13 protein-coding genes are annotated in these 17,407 nt (G+C 60.2%); 8 read left to right on the forward strand and 5 right to left on the reverse strand.

Annotated elements, in window-relative coordinates; genetic code table 11:
- The first annotated feature begins 239 nt into the window (after positions 1 to 239).
- The 3 genes from AD659_RS13170 (at position 240) to AD659_RS13180 (ending at position 3,930) form a co-directional block, all read left to right on the forward strand.
- Entirely contained in the window at positions 240 to 1,259 is a 1,020-nt protein-coding gene (locus AD659_RS13170; protein WP_053122499.1) for a substrate-binding domain-containing protein, read from the forward strand.
- Between the two features lie 191 nt (positions 1,260 to 1,450).
- The gene (locus tag AD659_RS13175; protein WP_053121843.1) at positions 1,451 to 1,864 is read left to right on the forward strand and encodes a VOC family protein; all 414 of its coding nucleotides are present in this window, start codon (positions 1,451 to 1,453) and stop codon (positions 1,862 to 1,864) included.
- Positions 1,865 to 2,190: 326 nt separating this feature from the next.
- Entirely contained in the window at positions 2,191 to 3,930 is a 1,740-nt protein-coding gene (locus tag AD659_RS13180) for an OPT family oligopeptide transporter (RefSeq protein ID WP_053121845.1), read from the forward strand.
- Positions 3,931 to 3,961: 31 nt separating this feature from the next.
- Here AD659_RS13180 and AD659_RS13185 read toward each other — a convergent pair whose 3' ends face one another.
- Both AD659_RS13185 and AD659_RS13190 read right to left on the reverse strand, forming a co-directional pair.
- Positions 3,962 to 4,204 carry a hypothetical protein gene (locus tag AD659_RS13185; RefSeq protein ID WP_053121847.1) on the reverse strand — a complete coding sequence of 81 codons (243 nt, stop codon included), beginning with the start codon at positions 4,202 to 4,204 and terminating at the stop codon, positions 3,962 to 3,964.
- A 308-nt stretch (positions 4,205 to 4,512) separates the two neighbouring features.
- Complete coding sequence (locus tag AD659_RS13190) at positions 4,513 to 5,415, reverse strand: LysR substrate-binding domain-containing protein (protein WP_053121849.1); 903 nt, start codon at positions 5,413 to 5,415, stop codon at positions 4,513 to 4,515.
- A gap of 157 nt (positions 5,416 to 5,572) precedes the next feature.
- On the opposite strand from AD659_RS13190, the gene ydiJ reads away from it, so the two are divergent.
- Entirely contained in the window at positions 5,573 to 8,635 is a 3,063-nt protein-coding gene (gene ydiJ, locus AD659_RS13195; protein WP_053121851.1) for a D-2-hydroxyglutarate dehydrogenase YdiJ, read from the forward strand.
- Between the two features lie 227 nt (positions 8,636 to 8,862).
- On the opposite strand, the gene AD659_RS13200 is transcribed toward ydiJ, so the two are convergent.
- The gene (locus AD659_RS13200) at positions 8,863 to 9,675 is read right to left on the reverse strand and encodes a molybdenum cofactor biosynthesis F family protein (protein ID WP_053121853.1); all 813 of its coding nucleotides are present in this window, start codon (positions 9,673 to 9,675) and stop codon (positions 8,863 to 8,865) included.
- A 124-nt stretch (positions 9,676 to 9,799) separates the two neighbouring features.
- Complete coding sequence (gene feaR / locus AD659_RS13205) at positions 9,800 to 10,765, reverse strand: transcriptional regulator FeaR (protein ID WP_053121855.1); 966 nt, start codon at positions 10,763 to 10,765, stop codon at positions 9,800 to 9,802.
- A gap of 226 nt (positions 10,766 to 10,991) precedes the next feature.
- Between feaR and AD659_RS13210 the strand changes: the two genes are divergently transcribed.
- The 3 genes from AD659_RS13210 to AD659_RS13220 all read left to right on the forward strand — a co-directional run bounded on the left by AD659_RS13210 (position 10,992) and on the right by AD659_RS13220 (position 15,175).
- A complete protein-coding gene (locus tag AD659_RS13210) occupies positions 10,992 to 12,431 on the forward strand; it encodes an APC family permease (RefSeq protein ID WP_231987716.1) in 1,440 nt (479 codons plus the stop codon).
- A 48-nt stretch (positions 12,432 to 12,479) separates the two neighbouring features.
- A complete protein-coding gene (locus tag AD659_RS13215; protein WP_053121857.1) occupies positions 12,480 to 13,781 on the forward strand; it encodes an NAD(P)/FAD-dependent oxidoreductase in 1,302 nt (433 codons plus the stop codon).
- 77 nt (positions 13,782 to 13,858) lie between these two features.
- Positions 13,859 to 15,175 carry an alginate export family protein gene (locus AD659_RS13220; protein WP_053121858.1) on the forward strand — a complete coding sequence of 439 codons (1,317 nt, stop codon included), beginning with the start codon at positions 13,859 to 13,861 and terminating at the stop codon, positions 15,173 to 15,175.
- 124 nt (positions 15,176 to 15,299) lie between these two features.
- On the opposite strand, the gene AD659_RS13225 is transcribed toward AD659_RS13220, so the two are convergent.
- Positions 15,300 to 15,788 (reverse strand): hypothetical protein, encoded by a 489-nt coding sequence (locus AD659_RS13225; RefSeq protein WP_053121860.1) that lies wholly within the window; start codon positions 15,786 to 15,788, stop codon positions 15,300 to 15,302.
- A gap of 409 nt (positions 15,789 to 16,197) precedes the next feature.
- On the opposite strand from AD659_RS13225, the gene AD659_RS13230 reads away from it, so the two are divergent.
- Positions 16,198 to 17,403: a DSD1 family PLP-dependent enzyme gene (locus tag AD659_RS13230; RefSeq protein ID WP_162277319.1), complete on the forward strand. Its 1,206-nt coding sequence runs from the start codon at positions 16,198 to 16,200 to the stop codon at positions 17,401 to 17,403.
- Positions 17,404 to 17,407: the final 4 nt, after the last annotated feature.

Below are 17,407 nucleotides of genomic sequence, written 5' to 3' on the forward strand. Positions count from 1 at the left end.
GATGACAGCAGAAGCGACTATCCTTGCGGACATTGAATCTGAACACTGCCTCCATAAAAAAAAGAGACGCCATGACCCATTACAATCGCGCCATCGGCTCCAGACCCGACACCAAACGCGGTGATCGAACCTGTTTGACCAGGTCCCGGTTGCTCAAGATCGTTTCAATGACGGTTTTCTGTCTTTTCACAGCAACGCCCGGATACGGCCAGAACCTGCCAACGGATGCCACGGTGACGGTGGTTCAAGCGCAGGAAATGGTCGCCAAGGCCACCCTTGGCGCCGTTCCCTGGAGTGGCCCCGAATCCGGCCCGCGCGCCCAGCGCGGCAAGAGCATTGCCATTGTCGCGGAAGATATGCGCAACGGCGGTATTGTCGGTGTAGCCCAAGGTGCTCGCGAGGCCGCCAAGGCGATGGGCTGGACACTGAGGGTATTCGATGGCGCCGGGTCTCCGGAAGGGCGTGCCAAGGCCTTTGCCGATGCCCTGGCGGCGAACCCTGATGGCCTCGTCCTGTGCGGTGCCGATGCCCTTGAAAACAAGGCTGCTCTGGCCGTCTTCGCCGACAAGGGCGTGCCGGTGGTGGGCTGGCACGCCGGGGAGCGGCCCGGGCCGATTGACGGCACGCCGATGGCCATGAACGTCACCACCGATCCGCTCGAAGTGGCCCGCATCACAGCCATGGCGGCCGTGGCGCAGTCGAACGGAAAGGCCGGCGTGGTTATCCTGACCGATTCCAGGTACAGCATCGCCATGGCGAAAGCCAAGGCCATGGAAAACGTGATCCGGGCCTGTCGGGAATGTTCGTTGCTGGAAGTGCGCGACGTCGCGATCTCCGAAAGTCGCGAAAGGATGCCCGCGATCACCACGGAACTGCTGCAGCGTCACGGCAAGCGTTGGACCCACACGCTGGCCATCAACGATATCTATTTCGACTACGCAGTGGCCACCTTGGCCAGCGCCGCGATACCGCGCGATGGCCTCAGCCTGTTGTCGGCCGGTGACGGCAGCGCTTCGGCGTTCCTGCGCATCCAGGAAAAAAACTACCAGACCGTCACCGTGGCCGAACCGCTCAACGTGCATGGTTGGCAGGTGATCGATGAATTGAACCGACTGATGGCCGGTCAGCCGGTGAGCGCTTTCGTGGCACCGGTTCACTTGGTCAATGCCGACAATATCGCCTTCGACGGCGGGAAGAAGCTGTTGTACGACCCAAGCAATGGTTATCGAGACATCTATCGATTCCAGTGGAATCCCTGAGCGTTGGATGTGACTTCACGGCGAGGGCGCTTGAGTTTCCCCTCGCCGCCAACGGTCTATCGAAAAATAATCGCGTCGACCTGTCGATCTCGGCCATTGCCATTCGATTAGTCCGTAGAGCCGCGCCACACGGGCGGCTTGATCCATCCATTCTCAGGAGACACGAGCATGCGATTTATGGAGAACCCATCATGAGAATCATCCCTTACCTGACCTTCAACGGCCGCTGCAAGGAAGCCTTTGCGTTTTACAAGGACGTGCTTGGCGGCGAGCTGTTTTCCATGTCCTTTGCCGAGGCGCCTGAGGACGTCGGCATGCCCAAGGACGCAGACCTGATCATGCACGCCTGCCTGACCGTGGGCCATTTCAGCCTGATGGCCTCCGATTGCCCGCCAGGCCAGCCGTTTAGCAAGCCACAAGGCGTGTCGATTTCCCTCAATGTCGACAGCGTGGCGGAGGCCGAGCGGCTGTTCGAGCGCTTGAGTGAGGGCGGCAATGTTCGAATGCCCTTGGAGGAAACCTTCTGGGCGGAACGCTTTGCCATGTTCGAAGACCGTTTCGGGATTGCCTGGATGGTCAATTGCGAGGGGGCGAAACAAGCCTAGCGGTGTCTTGGTCGCGATGCGCTGTCTGGCCGTTGGCAGCGCTCGCGACACTCTTCATTTCCTGCCCCCTGGATTGCCGATTCTGGCGAGCACGCTCGCCAGGGTTTGCCGCCGTCGTGTGAACCTTGCGCCAATATTGCGTTCACTTATTAAGTTGCCGCTTTCAGTGATCCATATGACCCCCTGTGGGAGCGAGCTTGCTCGCGATAGCGGTGGATCAGTTACATAGATTGAGGCTGGCACCCCGCAATCGCGAGCGAGCTCGCTCCCACAGGGAATCCGTCTGAGGCTGGCGGTTGCCCTCCCAGTGCCGATAAGGACTTCGCATGCCCTCGACCTCGTCCACATTCCCCTTGACCGCCCCCGTCGAACGCGAACTCAGCCTGCGTGCGGTCAGTACGGGGATCGTCCTCGGTATCCTGCTGACACCTTCCAATGTCTACGCCGGGTTGAAGATCGGTTGGTCGTTCAACATGTCGATCATTGCGTTGCTGATCGGCTATGGCATCTGGCAGGGCTTGGCCAGTCGATCGGTGGGGCAGTTGCCCTGGACGCTGCACGAAAGCAACATCAACCAGACCGTGGCCTCTGCCGCTGCGTCGATCATTTCCGGTGGGTTGGTGGCGCCCATCCCGGCCTACACCTTGCTGACCGGCCAGCAGTTGGACGCCATTCCCATGGTCGCCTGGGTCTTTTCGGTGAGTTTCCTGGGGATCTGGATTGCCTGGTACCTGCGCCCCTCGCTGCTCAATGACAAGGCGCTGAAATTTCCCGAAGGCATGGCGACCCTGGAAACCCTGTTGCACATCTATAACCATGGTCACGAAGCCGCGACACGCTTGAAGGTGCTGCTCAGCGCCGCGCTGCTGTCCGGGTTGGTCAAGGCGGTCGATACGTTCATGTGGGCCATCCCGCGTTGGTCTCCAACCGCTCAACTGGAACGCCTGACCTTCACCGCAGACCCTTCGCTGCTGTTGGTGGGGTTTGGCGGGATCATCGGTATTCGCGTGGGCCTGACCCTGCTGCTCGGCGCCTTGCTGGCATGGGGCGGGTTGGCGCCCTGGTTGCTGGAGCAAGGCTTGGTGCAGTTGCCAAGCGGTAGCAGCGGCCCGCAGTTCGCGGCGCTGGTGGAATGGTTGCTCTGGCCGGGGGTGAGCTTGATGGTCTGCTCGACCCTGGCCTCACTGGCGATTCGCTTGTGGGCGTTGCACCGGTCGACCAGGGCAGGCGGCGGGGCGATCTGGACGATCCCCAAGCCTGGGCCAGCCGCCGGTTTCGCTCTGTCGATCACCTTGGTGGTCAGCCTGCAAGTGCTGTTGTTCGGCATCAACCCGTGGATGGCCTTGTTGACCATTCCCTTGGCGATCTGCCTGGCAGCGGTGGCGGCCCGGGTGGTTGGCGCCACGGGCATTCCGCCGATCGGGGCCATTGGGCAATTGTCCCAGCTGAGCTTCGGCATCGTCGCCCCGGGCCAGGTGCCGATCAATCTGATGAGCGCCAACACCGCCGGTGGTTCGGCCGGGCAGTGCACCGATTTGATGAACGACTTCAAGGTCGGCCGGGCGATTGGCGCCACGCCGCGCAAGCAATTGATCGCCCAGACCCTGGGGATTTTCATCGGCAGCATCGTCGGCGTGCTGGCCTACCTGGCTCTGATCCCGGATCCGCAAACCATGCTGCTCACCGAAGAATGGCCGGCCCCGGCGGTCGCCACCTGGAAGGCCGTGGCGCAAACCCTGACCCTGGGCCTGGATTCGTTGTCAGCGAGCATTCGCTGGGCGATTTTCATCGGCGGCCTGGTCGGCTTGTGCTTGGGGATCCTCGACAGCCTGCTGCCGGCACATCGGGCCCGCTACCTGCCGAGCACGGCGGCCCTGGGCCTGGCCTTCGTCCTGCCGGCCTCGGTGTCCTTGATGATGGCCCTCGGTGCGGTGCTGACGTGGCTGGTGAGCCGTCGCTGGCCGAGCCTCACGGAACGCTTCGCCATCACCGCGGCGGCGGGGTTGATTGCGGGGGAGAGCATTACCGGGGTGGGGGCGTCGTTGTGGCAGATGCTTGGGACTTGATCTGTGTTGTCGGCGAAAAGAATTCGTAATGCTAAGGCTGGCCTGTGCTCTTGGTGGTGACAATTTTGCCGTAACCTTCTACCGACGGTGTCTCATCGACCACCAATATACGTTCTTTGCGACACTTGAATTTCACCCCTTTGCGCGGCGCCATGACCCTGGCCGTCTCCATGCACATTGCTTTGGAAGCAAAGGTCGGTCCTGGTTGTCGTTCATCGACACAGCCTTCGAAGCCACTGCAGATCGTCATCACAACAAAATAGACAGTCATCATCTCCGTGTTGCTCCATTGCGCGATGCGAGTGATTACATCCTGTCGTCCAGGTCGGCGGCCCGAACGTTAAACGGGGATTGCCTGCGGATGATGAGCTTCGGTTCAAGTCCCCAGCAATGGCATATTAGTACCGCGCGTCGGGAAACCGTCGCTGTATTAATATATTTTTAGTTGGTCGGATTTTATGCCAATAACTTGGCGCCATCCTGAGGGGCGGGGACGGCCGGAGAGCCAGGGCGGCTGTCAGAACGCTATCGCGAGCAAGCTCGCTCCCACAGAGAATCAACCTGAACTCTGAAGAGCCGAACTCAGTTATCGGGAAACGGCAACGAGAGCAGCCAGCCACTGAAGGCCTTCAAGGCCGGCAAATGCTGGTATCGGCTAGCGTAGACAAGGTAATAGCTGCGCCCACTTTCCATCGGTTCAAACAACGCAACCAGGTCGCCGCTCTTCAATTCATCCTGCACCAGAATTTGCGGAACCAGCCCAATCCCGATCCCCGCCGACACGGCCTGGATAAGGTGGGCGGTGAGTTCGAAGCTCGGGCCGGACCGCATGGTGCGGTGGTCGACGTTGTGCTGGTCAAACCAATCCGACCAGACCCCGGGCCTCGATACGACGTTCAACAAGGCATGCTCGGCAACGTTTGCCGGCGACATGGCCGGGTACTCGGGCAATGCGGTCGGGCTGGCAATCACCACCAGCTTTTCCCTGAGCAACTGATGGGCAATGTAGCCGGGCCACTCACCCGAGCCTGCGCAAATGATTGCGTTCATGTCGTGGGTAGAGGATTGCACGTCCTCGCGGATGATCCGCGAATGTATGTGCACCAGCAGGTCCGGGTGCTTGGCATAGAACTCATGCATTCGCGGCAGCAGCCATTTGGAACCGAGGGTTGGCAGGACGGCCAGGTTCAAGGGGCCGCTGTCATTCTTGTACGAGATGGCCTGCAACGTTGCGCTTCGAATACGCCCCAAAGCGGCCGCCAGCTCGTGCTGATACAGCGCGCCAGCGGCGGTCAATTCAATCTTTCGCCCTTCACGGCGGAAAAGTTCGATTTCAAGTTGCGCCTCCAGGGTTTGTACCTGCCGGCTGACGGCGCTTTGGGTCAATGCCAGCTCTTCCGCTGCCTTGGTGAAACTGCAATGGCGTGCGGCGGCCTCAAAGGCAACCAGCAGCGACATCGAGGGTGTCAGGCGTCTAGGGTTCATTCATAAAACTCATGCAAAAGAAGCAGGAATTACGTTTGCTCCAACCGTGCAAGAAGGCAAGAATCATGAAAACCTTGAGCAGTTACTCGATACGCCTCGTATCGAGCATACGTAATGTGAATGCATAGATTAGCTTTTCAGCCTGTAGGAATACATCATGATTGCCCGGTTATCGTCTCCTGATCCCCAGAAAGCGACCTATGACGCTTTTCTGAACGCGCTCCAAGTGGCGGGGTTTCAAGGCGAGATTGCCCGCGACCATGGCGCCCGGACGGTCTTGGCCACCGACAACTCCATCTACCAACGCCTGCCTCAAGCGGCGGTCTTTCCCCTCGATGAACAGGACGTGATGATCCTGTCGCGCTTGGCCGCCGAACCTGCGCACCGCGCGGTGGTGCTCACGCCGCGTGGTGGCGGCACCGGCACCAATGGGCAATCGCTCACCGATGGCGTGGTGGTCGACCTTTCCCGTCATCTGAACAACATCCTGGAAATCAACGTCGGGGAGCGCTGGGCCAGGGTCCAAAGTGGCGTGGTCAAGGATCAGTTGAACGCGGCGCTCAAGCCCTACGGTTTGTTTTTCGCCCCCGAACTCTCGACGTCGAACCGCGCCACCCTCGGCGGCATGATCAACACGGACGCAAGTGGCCAGGGCAGTTGCACCTACGGCAAGACCCGCGATCACGTGCTTGAGCTTTCGACGGTATTGCTGGGCGGTCATCGTCTCACCAGCTCCGCGATTGACGCGGCGCTGTTGCCCGCGCTGGTCGAACGCCAGGATCGGGTGGGAGAGGTCTATAAGTGCGCGGTGGATATCGCCGAGACCCAAGCCGAACTGATCAGGGATACGTTTCCGAAACTCAACCGTTGCCTGACCGGTTATGACTTGGCCCATCTGCGCGAAGCTGATGGGCGCTTCAATCTGAACAGCGTGCTTTGCGGCTCCGAAGGGTCCCTGGGCTTCATCGTCGAGGCCAGGCTGAACGTCCTGCCCATCCCCAAATACGCCATCCTGGTGAATGTGCGTTACGCCGGGTTCATGGATGCCTTGCGTGATGCAAAGGCGTTGATGGACATGAAACCGCTGTCGATCGAGACCGTGGATTCGAAAGTGCTGATGCTGGCGATGAAGGACATTGTCTGGCACGGCGTCGCCGAGTATTTCCCTGAAGACCCGGATACACCGACGCTCGGGATCAATCTCATCGAATTCAGCGGAGACGACGAAGCGGCGGTCCAGCAACAGGTTCATGAGTTCGTCCTGCACCTGCAACGCGATACGTCCGTTGTCCGCTTGGGCCACACCCTGGCGATCGGCGCCGATGCGCTCAAGCGTGTCTATGCGATGCGCAAGCGCGCCGTGGGGCTATTGGGCAACGTCAAGGGCGAGGCCAGGCCCCAGCCCTTTGTCGAAGACACAGCGGTTCCGCCTGAAAACCTGGCGGATTTCATCCAGGCGTTCCGCGCGCTGCTCGATAGCCACGACTTGCAGTACGGCATGTTCGGGCACGTCGACGCCGGCGTCCTGCATGTGCGCCCGATCCTCGACATGAAGGACCCTGCCCAGGCCGCCTTGATCCGGCCGATTTCCGATGCGGTCGCGGCCTTGACGCAACAGTATGGCGGACTGTTGTGGGGCGAACACGGCAAGGGCTTGAGGTCGCAATACGTGCCCGATTACTTCGGTGATTTGTACCCTGCGCTGCAAGCGCTGAAGGCGGCTTTCGATCCTTTCAACCAACTCAACCCAGGCAAGATCGCCACCCCGAACACGGTGCCTGACGCACGATTGACCCACGTCGACGAAGTGGAACTGCGCGGTGCCCTGGACCGGACCATTGATGAACGTGTCTGGCAAAGCTATGACACGGCGGTGCATTGCAACGGTAATGGCGCGTGCTACAACTTCGATCCGGATGACGCCATGTGCCCGTCCTGGAAGGCCACGCGCAATCGCATTCACTCGCCCAAGGGACGCGCCTCGCTGATCCGCGAATGGCTGAGGTTGCAAGGGGAGCAGGGTGTCGATGTGCTGGCGGCCAGCGATCGGGTTCGAGGGGCTGGCAGGGCACAGGGCGTTGCGCGTCGGGCGGTGAATAGCCTGGCGCGGAAGATGGGCCAGGCCGATTTTTCCCATGAAGTCTACGAAGCGATGATCGGTTGCCTGGCGTGCAAATCCTGCGCGGGCCAATGCCCTGTCAAAGTGAATGTGCCGGAGTTCCGCTCGCGTTTTCTGGAGCTTTATCACAGCCGCTATCTGCGTCCCCTCAAGGACTACCTGATTGGCTCGTTGGAATACACGGTTCCGTATCTCGCCAGAATGCCGCGCCTGTACAACTTCGTGATGAGTGCCCGACCGGTTCGCTGGGGGCTCGAACGCGTGGCGGGGATGGTCGACAGCCCGCTGCTCAGCCTGGTGGATTTTGCCGCCGTGTGCCGGCGCTGGAACGTGGAGGTGGCGACGCCTGAGCGCCTGGATGCGCTTTGCAGCGAACAGCGGGAGAAAAGCGTCATCCTCGTTCAGGACGCCTTTACTCGGTTTTTTGAAACCCCACTGCTCGTTGATTGGGTGGAGCTGATCTCGAGGCTGGGCTACAAGGTCTTCCTGGCCCCGTACGCGCCCAACGGCAAACCGCTTCAGGTGCAGGGTTTCTTGAAGGCGTTCGAGAAGGCCGCCAGCTTCAATGGCCAGGCCTTGCTCAGCCTTCAGCAGTATCACATTCCATTGGTGGGGCTCGATCCGGCGATGACCCTGGTCTATCGACAGGAGTACGCCAAGGCATTGGACGCCGACAACGCTCCCCAGGTGATGCTTGCGCAGGAGTGGCTGATCGACGCGCTGCCGAACGATCGAACCGTGAAGGTGGACGAGCCTTATCACTTCCTGCCGCATTGCACGGAAAAAACCAATGAGCCGGGCAGCATCGGGCAATGGCAGAAGATTTTCCAGCGCATGGGCCTGACGCTCAACGTGCAAGCCAGCGGCTGCTGCGGGATGTCGGGCACCTACGGGCATGAAACGCGAAACGCTGGAACGTCCGATACGATTTACGGGCAATCCTGGAAGCCGCTCCTGGAGAAATTCAATCAATCGGGCCGGGTGGTTGCCGATGGGTATTCCTGCCGCAGCCAGGTGAAGCGGCAAGAGGGTGTCACGGTGCTTCATCCACTGCAGGTTCTGTTGGCGCGGGTGAGAGAGGTGTCGGTCGAGCGTGGATAAGAAGCGATACCGCTCACTTAAAGGCCGTCGACAAACCCGTGGCGAGGGAGCTTGCTCCCGCTGGCGTGCGTAGCGCGCCCAAAAATCGCCCTGACACTACGGAGTCGGGCGTTATGGGGCTGCTACACAGCCCGGCGGGAGCAAGCTCCCTCGCCACGGGTTCAATCCAATCCTTAAATGAATGGTATTGCACTCAATGAGGTTTGTTCTGCCTGGCGTTCGGACGTTCAGAATGATGTCGGGTACGCTGCCTCGTTCAGTACCGTCGCCTTCGAACCAAAGGTGAGGTGAATCAGCTTTCCAGGCTTTGGATCCCAACAGAAGAAGCGCCCGATGGAGCGCATTTGCGCAAGGTCCACGACGATGACCGACTCCACGGGCATGATCGTTTCGGTCCAGAACAGCACGTAGAGGTCATCGGCAACGTCGAAATAAGCGCAACGCTCGACATCGGCCAGGCCTTTTTCCGCACCGTTCACGCAGTGCCAGGCCATGGTTTGTGCGCCGAAATAGACGTGCTCATACCAATCGTCCGCGCTGTAGCGGTACAGCACGCGCTTACCGACCAGGCTGGATGCCTGGAGAATGGGCGAGCCACCGGGCTTGCCGTCGACCACGGCGGTCACGAAGTCGGTACGGGTGCGTTTTTCACTACCCCGCTTATAAAACGCGGAGACTGCCGCTAGCACGTCGCCGGTCTCGTATTTCCACACCAGGGTGGCCGATTCCTGGTGTTCGGGTTTCAGGAATTCGACGAAGAAAATGCCCGGCCGTACTTCCACCGCTTCGTAGGTTTCGGTTTCGGATGCGCCGGTCCCTTCTCCCTCGATGATGGTCCAGGTCAATGTGCTGTCATCGACAAAATGATGCTCGATCAGCCAGCCGTTTTCGAAGCGAAGGTTGGCTTTTTTTCCAGCCAGGAATTGGCTCGGCGGGTATTTGTATTCATTGAAGCCGTCGGCCATTTCTTCCAGGGTTGGCCAGTGTTCTTCAGGCACGAAAGGCTGGTTTTTCAACGCTTGTTCAATTTGATAGCTCACAACGCCTCCTCGATTTCACGGCCGGTGCCGATTGAGGTTTCATGCTAGGAGCAGGGGCTATCGATGTCTTGGCGCAGGGCGCCATCGCTTGTGCTGGAGTGACACATTGCCGACAACGCCGAGATCAACTGCATTCGTCTGGATGCTGATAGCGATAGTCGCGAGGGGAAATGCCGAATCGCGCCTTGAACGCCTTGGAAAAATGGCTGACGTCATTGAAACCCCAGGCATAGGCGATGGCAGTGATTTTCTCCTGGGGGACAGTCTGGCGGATGGCTTCGGCGCAGTGTTGCAGCCGCTGTTCCAGAATGTAGCGCCCCATGGTGGTGTGCTGTTGGGCGAACAACCGGTGCAGGTTCCTGACCGACGTGCCGATGGCTTCGGCCAGGCGCTCGGGAGACAGTTCGCTGTCGCGCAGATTCCGTTCGATCAGGACTTTTGCCTTGATGAGTTTCTGTGCCTGGCCACTGGAGTGCTCACCGTCGAGCGCGACACTGACACCGGGCCGCAACAGCATTAGCAAGGCGTCGAACAAGGCCGCGGTTTCTTCCGGTTGCAGGCAGGCGGCGTCGAACAAGCGCTGGGTCATCAGGCCAGCCATGCTACCCAGTGCACTGTCGGCAGACAGGGGCCGATTGAAAAGCAACTGCCGCTGGCCCAGGCGTTGCCGCAGTGCCTGGCGGGGAATGATCAGTGACATCTGGTCACTCAGGCTATCGAAATAAAAATCGCAGGGCTGGGTAATGTCCAGCAGCACCAGATCGCCCTTGCCGAGCCGGGCGCGATTGTCGGCCTGGCTCATCAACGCACTGCCACCCACTTGTAAGACCAGGTAGAAAAAATCCTTGTCGTCGGCGCGAATGTCGCTATGAGCGCGATGCAAGTGCTGACAGTTGCTGATGATGCGCGAGCCATCCAGCGCAGGGTGGGGACCGTTCAGGTTTTTCATCGCACCGGTGAAACACGCCAGGCCAGGCCCGGCCGGCGGTTCTGCGTGAAAGGTGCCACACTTTTCACCAAGGTCGTGATGCCAGGCTTCGAACCCTTGGGGACCCTGGTAGAGCGGCTCTGCTTGCCAAGCGTGATACATCGTGACCTCGGCTGCCGGCTGAGCGCCGGTTCTGTTTTTATGGTTGGTTCGACCGTCGGCAGGTTTCCGGCGACAGAAGTATTTAGTAACAGGCCTGTTGAAAAGGCAAGCATCCGCCCAGCCATGGCAGTGACAGACATGTGCACGACATTCTGAGCCATGTCCTTGTCCCTCCAGAGGGGCGTTTAATGGAATTGTGCTTCTTACTCGGCTGGAGTCTATTCCCGTGGATACAACTCATAACAATACCCAGGCCTCGGCTTCGCACCTGCAAAAGACCCTGCGCTGGACCGATGCATTCGCTTTATCGATGGCGGTATCGGGTTCGATTTTCGCCTCTTTCGGCTTCGCCCTCGGTGCACTTGGCCCGGTCGGGGCCTTGTTGCTCTGGGTCGGCTCGGCAGCCATCGGTGCCTGTCAGAACTGGATCTTTCTGGAGGTCAGCGCGATGTTTCCGGATAAACCCGGCGGCATTGCGATGATCGCGGCTGAAGGCTGGCGCAAACGCTGTGCCTGGGTCGGCCCATTGGCCGCGTTTGGCTACTGGCTAGGCTGGTCGGCGGTACTTTCCATCATTGGCGTCAGCGCCGGCGCGCTGATTCAGGCCCAATGGTTTCCCGAGCAAACCTGGAGCGTCGACACCGGCCTGGCCAACATTGGTCTGGCGCAGTTGATCGGAGCGGGCCTGATCCTGCTGTTCTGGCAATTCAACCGGCGTGGTATTCATTTGGCGGCATCGATTTCCAAGTACATGGGAGCACTATTGCTGGTGCCGATCCTGGTGCTGGCGGTTGCACCGCTATTGGCCCATGGCTGGAGCCTGGACCGCTTCCAGTCGGCCTGGCAGGCGCAGGAGGCATTTGACTGGGGATCGTTGCGCACCGCGCTGGTCTGGCTGTTCTTGATCAGTTGGAGCGCCTACGGCACCGAGATGTGCGCGACCTTCGGCCCCGAATATCGCAGCCACCGGGACATGCGCCTGGCGCTGATGAGTTCAGGCGGTTATACCGTGCTGGTGTTTGCTGCGGTGGCCTTTGGCCTGGGTGGCTTGGTGGACCCACAAGCGGCCCTGGAAAACCCCAGCGGTTTCTACATCGGGGCCTTCAACGCGGTGCTGGGCTCGGGCTGGAGCAGCTTTTTTGTCGCCACGTTGTTGGTGGGGCTGTTCATGGGCCTGAATGCGGCATTGGCCGATGGCTCGCGGGCGCTGTACGGAACGGCGTTGGAAGGGCTGACCATCAAGCAATTGGGTGTGCTCAACAAGCATCAGGTGCCGGGACGTTGCATGAGCGTGGCCGTGGTGGTGAATCTGGCGATGATCTTTTTCCTGTCTTCGCCCCTGGCGATTCTGGTGACGGCCAATATCGGTTACCTGATCGCCATCTTCTTCGCCCTCTCGGGGTTTATCTTGCTGCGCAAGGACGCACCGTTGCACCCGCGCCCGGTGCGCCTGGGGCGAGGCTGGCTGCCGGTGGCCTGGTTGTTGAGCCTGTTCACCGCCGTGGTGGTCGTGGTCGGGGCCGCTTCAGCCGAACTGGCCGGTTATGGCGGTTTGAAAGAGGTCTTGATCGCCGTCGGTATCCTTACGTTTTCGCTGCTGCTGTATGCCTATCGACGCGTCGTCCAGGACCGTGAGCCGGTCTTGCCACCGGTGTCCCTGCATTGAGCGGCACCGCATCGACAACAATAAGAACGCAGACCAGGAGGAACACCCATGTTGTCCGTTGAAACACCTACGACCTATTACACGGCCACCCGTAAATACCCTTTGAAATTCGACGATCTGGAGCAGGACCTGGAGGCCGAAGTGGTTGTCATCGGTGGCGGATTCTCCGGCATCAATACCGCGTTGGAACTGGCCGAGCGGGGAGTGACGGACGTGGTCGTGCTGGAAGCCCGCTACCTGGGTTTTGGCGGCTCGGGACGCAATGGCGGCCACGTGATGGCCGGGATCGGCCATGACCTGGAGAAGATTCGCAAGAGCGTCGGGGAGGAGGGGCTCAAGGCGATTTTCGAGATCAGCGACCTGGGGGCCTCGATCATCCAGAGTCGCATCCAGCGTTATCAGATTGACGCGGATTTCTGTCATGGCTACGGCTATCTGGGCTTCAACAAGCGTCAGGGACGCCTGTTGCAGGCCTGGGAAAAGGAATACAAGCAGCTCAACCCGGAACATGAAATTGCCTACCTTGAAGGCACCGAGGTCAGGAGCATTGTCGGTTCCGACGTGTACAGCTGTGCCCTCAAACACATGGGCAATGGGCATATCCACTCGCTGAACATGCTGTTGGGGGCGGCCAAGGCGCTGGTGGGCCTGGGTGGCCGAATCTATGAAAACACCCCCGTGCTTGAAGTGACCTACGGCGACACCATCACCGTGCGCACGGCCAAGGGATCAGTGCGAGCGAAAAAGATCCTCTGGTCCTGCGGCGCATTTCTCGATCGCCTGGAGCCCGAGCTGCACAAGACAATGGTCAGCACCTATGCCTTTCAACTGGTGACGGAGCCGCTGCCCACCTCGCTGATCGAGCAAATCAGCCCGATTCGAGGGGCCTTCAGCGATGTTCGCCCGGTGATCGAATACTACCGGGTAACCCCCGAAAATCGTCTGCTGTTCGGTTCCGCGACGCGCCTGGTCGAGTACATCCCCAATGATTTGAAAGTGTGGAATCGCAATCTGATGCTCAAGGTTTTTCCATACCTTGAGCACGTGAAAATTGACTTGGCCTGGGGCGGACCGATGGAGTGCAGCGCCAACCTGTTCCCGCAAATCGGCACGTTGCCCGGGCGCAACAACGCTTATTTCGTCCAGGGGTACTCGGGCTTTGGCGTGACGCCGAGCCACGTGGTCAGCCGCGTCATTGCCGACGGGATGACCAGCGGGTCGCAGCATTGGGATGTGATGAGTGCCATTCCTCGCACACGCATTCCAGGCAAAGACCATTGGCGCAACCTGATCTGCACCCTGGGCAAGGCCAGTCATCAACTGGCGGGCTACCGCAACGGTCGCCGCTGACACGCTTTATCCATGACCTGATCGGCGCTGCCTGACGGCGCCATTGCTTCTCCCTTTCTGACATCGGAGTACGGCCTATGCACGCCTATAGAAAAACAATCGTTGTGCTTTCGCTCGCCTGCGTCGCTGTTCCAGGCCTGGCACAACCGCTTTACAACGATGGGACGACAGAGGTCGACGCGCGTTTGCTGGCGTTGGCTGGCGCGTTCTACAGCGGTGAAAATTATTCCCAATCGGGGACCCGCGGTGAGGGTTCCAGCCGCTGGCAGGAAGCGGTGCTGCAGTACGGCCTTGATTGGCGCCATACCCTCGACGCCGGTTCGCAGCTCTATGGCTCGCTGAACTGGGTCAGCTCCGCGACCTTTGGCGATGGCGATCCGGCGGGTTGGACCTCAGGTGACGAGCGCAGGACAAAAGTCGAAGACGCCTACACGGGTTGGCGCTCTGGCACACTGTTCAGTGCCTTGGGCGAGAACGGCGTGGACCTGTCGGTCGGCCGGCAGAATATCGTAATCGGCGACGGCTTTCTGGTCAGTGGTGATGCCCTGAACCTGGGCAAGGAATTTCTCGACGGCCAGGCCAATCGAGGTGGGGCTTACTACCTGACCGGTCGCAAGGCATTCGACCGCACGGCCGTGCTGCGCCTGGGTGGCCAACAGGGTTGGCGCGGCGACTTGATGTGGCTCAAGTCTGACAATCCGGCCCAGGCCAGTCCGGAATTGGCCGTCGGTACGCTGGAACATGTCAGCCCCCAAGGCACCCTTGGCCTGACCTACCTGAACGTCACCGACACCGACCAGGCCATGGCCGACATGCTGTTTCCCGACCGTAAGGGCATGCAGCTCTATAGCGTGAGAGGTCAGGGCAATGCGGGTGTTCCCGGGTTATTCCTGGCGGGTGAATACGCCTGGGAACAGAAGGACAGCGCCAGGGAGAACGCCTGGTACCTGGAAGCCGGCTGGACCTTTGCCGACCTGCCCGGCGCGCCTTCGATCAACTACCGCTACAGCCGTTTTTCCGAGGGTTACGACCCGCTTTTTTATGGGAACGGCCGGGCGCTGGGCACTTGGTTCCAGGGTGAAGTCGCGGCCAATTATGCGGGGCCGTTCAACAGCAACGCGGCCGTGCAGCATCTGGGTTTGAAGGTCGCTGCCGCCGACGACCTCAAGTTGGGGATGTTGCTCTACGCCTTCCGTACGCTCGACACCAGCCGCAACCAGCTTGATGCCGATGAGGCGGATTTCTATGCCGAATGGGCGATCGACCAGCACTGGACCCTGATGCCATTGGTCGGCCTCTACAAGCCGAAGCAGAGTTCGGCGGACGGTGGGACGCAAGTGGGCAATAGCCGCACCAATCTTTACGGTCAGGTGCTGGTGGCGTGGGCGTTCTAAACCAATGGGGCTGCCTCCGGCTATGACTCAACCTTGCGACTGGCACAGATTCCCTTGTGGGGGCGAGCAGGCTCGCTCCCACAAGGGGGCGGGTATGGCCTGACCTTGCCGAGGCCGCCTGGTCTCAGGAAGCGTCCTGCTGATAGGTGCAACCCACGTAGAGGTCGCTGTCCTTGTTTTCGGTGGAAACCACCCGCAGGGTCGCGCCGTTGTCGAGGTTGCGCTGGTAGTCCACGTAGCCGTCGGTATCCAGGGTTTTTTCCAGTTTCAGCGCGCTGGCGAGTTTCTCCGCATCGGCCTTCGGGTTGCCGCTCTTGGCCTGGAGAAAGAAGCTGAAGCGGTCGGTCATCACCAGGGTGGTCGACGACACGCCGTGCACCGTCACCGCCGGAGCGGTTTGCCAGGCGCCACCGCCCCATGGGGTGTGTGCTTCATCCTTGGCTAGCGACACTTGCTCGGCGTCCACCAGACCGTTGAATTCGCTGACCTGCTGCGCACTGGCCTGGCACTGCGCCAAGGCCTTGAACAGATCGCTGTGGCTCGGGGTGGAAGCCAGGACAGGGGCGGTGGACAGGCACCCGGCCAGGGCGATGGGACCAAGAGAGAGTTTCATGAGGACATCCTTGCTCAGTTGAATAAAAGTCGATGGTTACCCGAGGTGAATGGCAGCGGGCCTCGACCATGAACGGCTTGCCCGACTGCATACGGGGCTGGGCTGCGGTCGAAAGATTGCCATTGCGGACGTGAATATGCCATCAGGATATCTTTGGAAAAAGCTCAGGGGGGCGTCATAAACGGATTGCGTCAGTCGTAGCCGCTCTCCAAGGAGAGTATTTCTTTTGGGCACTGGCACAGCGTGGCCGCTAAAGCCCCCTTTCTGGCCTCCCATAACCTCAACGGCGTAGTAGCGCTGCCGTAACGTGCACCTGACTGCGCACGCGAAGGAGCGTCTGATGAACCGTAGAACCTTTATGCTCGGCACCGCAGGAGTGGGTGCCTTGATGGCAGGGGCGGGAGCGCTGTTGCGCCCGGGCGACCGGGGCAGCCCCTACAATGAGTACTTCCGCGCGTTGAACCAGGAGCTGAAGGTCCATGGGCCGATGCGGCCCGTGATGCTGATCGACCTCGACCTGCTCGATCACAACATCAATGTGGTCATGCAATCGGTCAAGCGTGCAGGTAAACACTTGCGCCTGGTGGAAAAATCCCTGCCGTCACCGGGGCTGCTGTCGTATATCGCCAAACGCACCGATACCCGGCGGCTGATGTCGTTTCATCAGCCGTTCCTCAATCACGATGCGGTGACGTTTCCTGAGTCCGACGTCCTGCTCGGCAAACCGCTGCCGGTACGCTCAGCCGAGTTGTTCTACCAGACCCACAAGGGCACCTTCGACCCTGCCAGGCAATTGCAATGGCTGCTCGACACCCCCCAGCGGCTGATGGAATACCGGACATTGGCCCAGGGCCTGGGCATTCGCATGCGGGTCAATATCGAGCTGGATGTCGGCCTGCATCGCGGTGGCGTGTCCGATCAAGCCGTGCTCGGCGAGATGCTGACGCTGATCAGCGCCCATCCACAGCATCTCGAATTTTCAGGCTTCATGGGGTATGACCCGTTCGTCGGCATGGGCGTGCCCAGGGTTCTCGGCTCGTCCCAGGCGTTGTTCGACCAGGTGATGGTCATTTACAACAGTCATGTGAACTACCTACGTGAACATTTCCCGGCGCTTTGGCACGACGGGCTCACGCTCAATACCGCCGGCAGCCCCAGCTACCGCATCCATGAACAGGAACGCCTGAGCAGCGAGGTCTCGGTGGGGACGGCGTTTCTCAAGCCGACCCATTACGACCTGCCATCCCTGGCCGAGCATGTGCCGGCGGCCTTTATCGCGACGCCCGTATTGAAGAGCACCGGCGCCGTCAATTTTCCCGCCCTGGATGACAAGTCCCGGTTGTTCTCCTGGTGGAATCCGAATCAGCGCGGAACATTCTTCATCTACGGCGGCAATTGGATGGCCGAGTTCGAGTCTCCCTCGGGGCTGCAAAGTAACGAGCTCTACGGGCGCAGTTCCAATCAGGAAATGGTCAACGGCTCGCCGGCGGTAGGGTTGAGCGTCGAGGACCAGGTGTTTTTACGGCCAACCCAGACCGAGTCCGTGCTGCTGCAGTTTGGCGATTTGCTGGCCGTGCGCGGGGGGAAGATTGTCGAAACCTGGTCCGTGTATTGACGTT

It is taken from the genome of Pseudomonas thivervalensis, from assembly GCF_001269655.1.
GTDB classification, from domain to species: domain Bacteria; phylum Pseudomonadota; class Gammaproteobacteria; order Pseudomonadales; family Pseudomonadaceae; genus Aquipseudomonas; species Aquipseudomonas thivervalensis.

Excerpts from the sequence above, each read along its gene's own strand:
- AD659_RS13175 (WP_053121843.1), top strand. The coding sequence starts at position 1,451 with ATGAGAATCATCCCTTACCTGACCTTCAACGGCCGCTGCAAGGAAGCC.
- AD659_RS13180 (WP_053121845.1), top strand. The coding sequence starts at position 2,191 with ATGCCCTCGACCTCGTCCACATTCCCCTTGACCGCCCCCGTCGAACGC.
- AD659_RS13185 (WP_053121847.1), bottom strand. The coding sequence starts at position 4,204 with ATGATGACTGTCTATTTTGTTGTGATGACGATCTGCAGTGGCTTCGAA.
- AD659_RS13190 (WP_053121849.1), bottom strand. The coding sequence starts at position 5,415 with ATGAACCCTAGACGCCTGACACCCTCGATGTCGCTGCTGGTTGCCTTT.
- ydiJ (WP_053121851.1), top strand. The coding sequence starts at position 5,573 with ATGATTGCCCGGTTATCGTCTCCTGATCCCCAGAAAGCGACCTATGAC.
- feaR (WP_053121855.1), bottom strand. The coding sequence starts at position 10,765 with ATGTATCACGCTTGGCAAGCAGAGCCGCTCTACCAGGGTCCCCAAGGG.
- AD659_RS13215 (WP_053121857.1), top strand. The coding sequence starts at position 12,480 with ATGTTGTCCGTTGAAACACCTACGACCTATTACACGGCCACCCGTAAA.
- AD659_RS13220 (WP_053121858.1), top strand. The coding sequence starts at position 13,859 with ATGCACGCCTATAGAAAAACAATCGTTGTGCTTTCGCTCGCCTGCGTC.
- AD659_RS13225 (WP_053121860.1), bottom strand. The coding sequence starts at position 15,788 with ATGAAACTCTCTCTTGGTCCCATCGCCCTGGCCGGGTGCCTGTCCACC.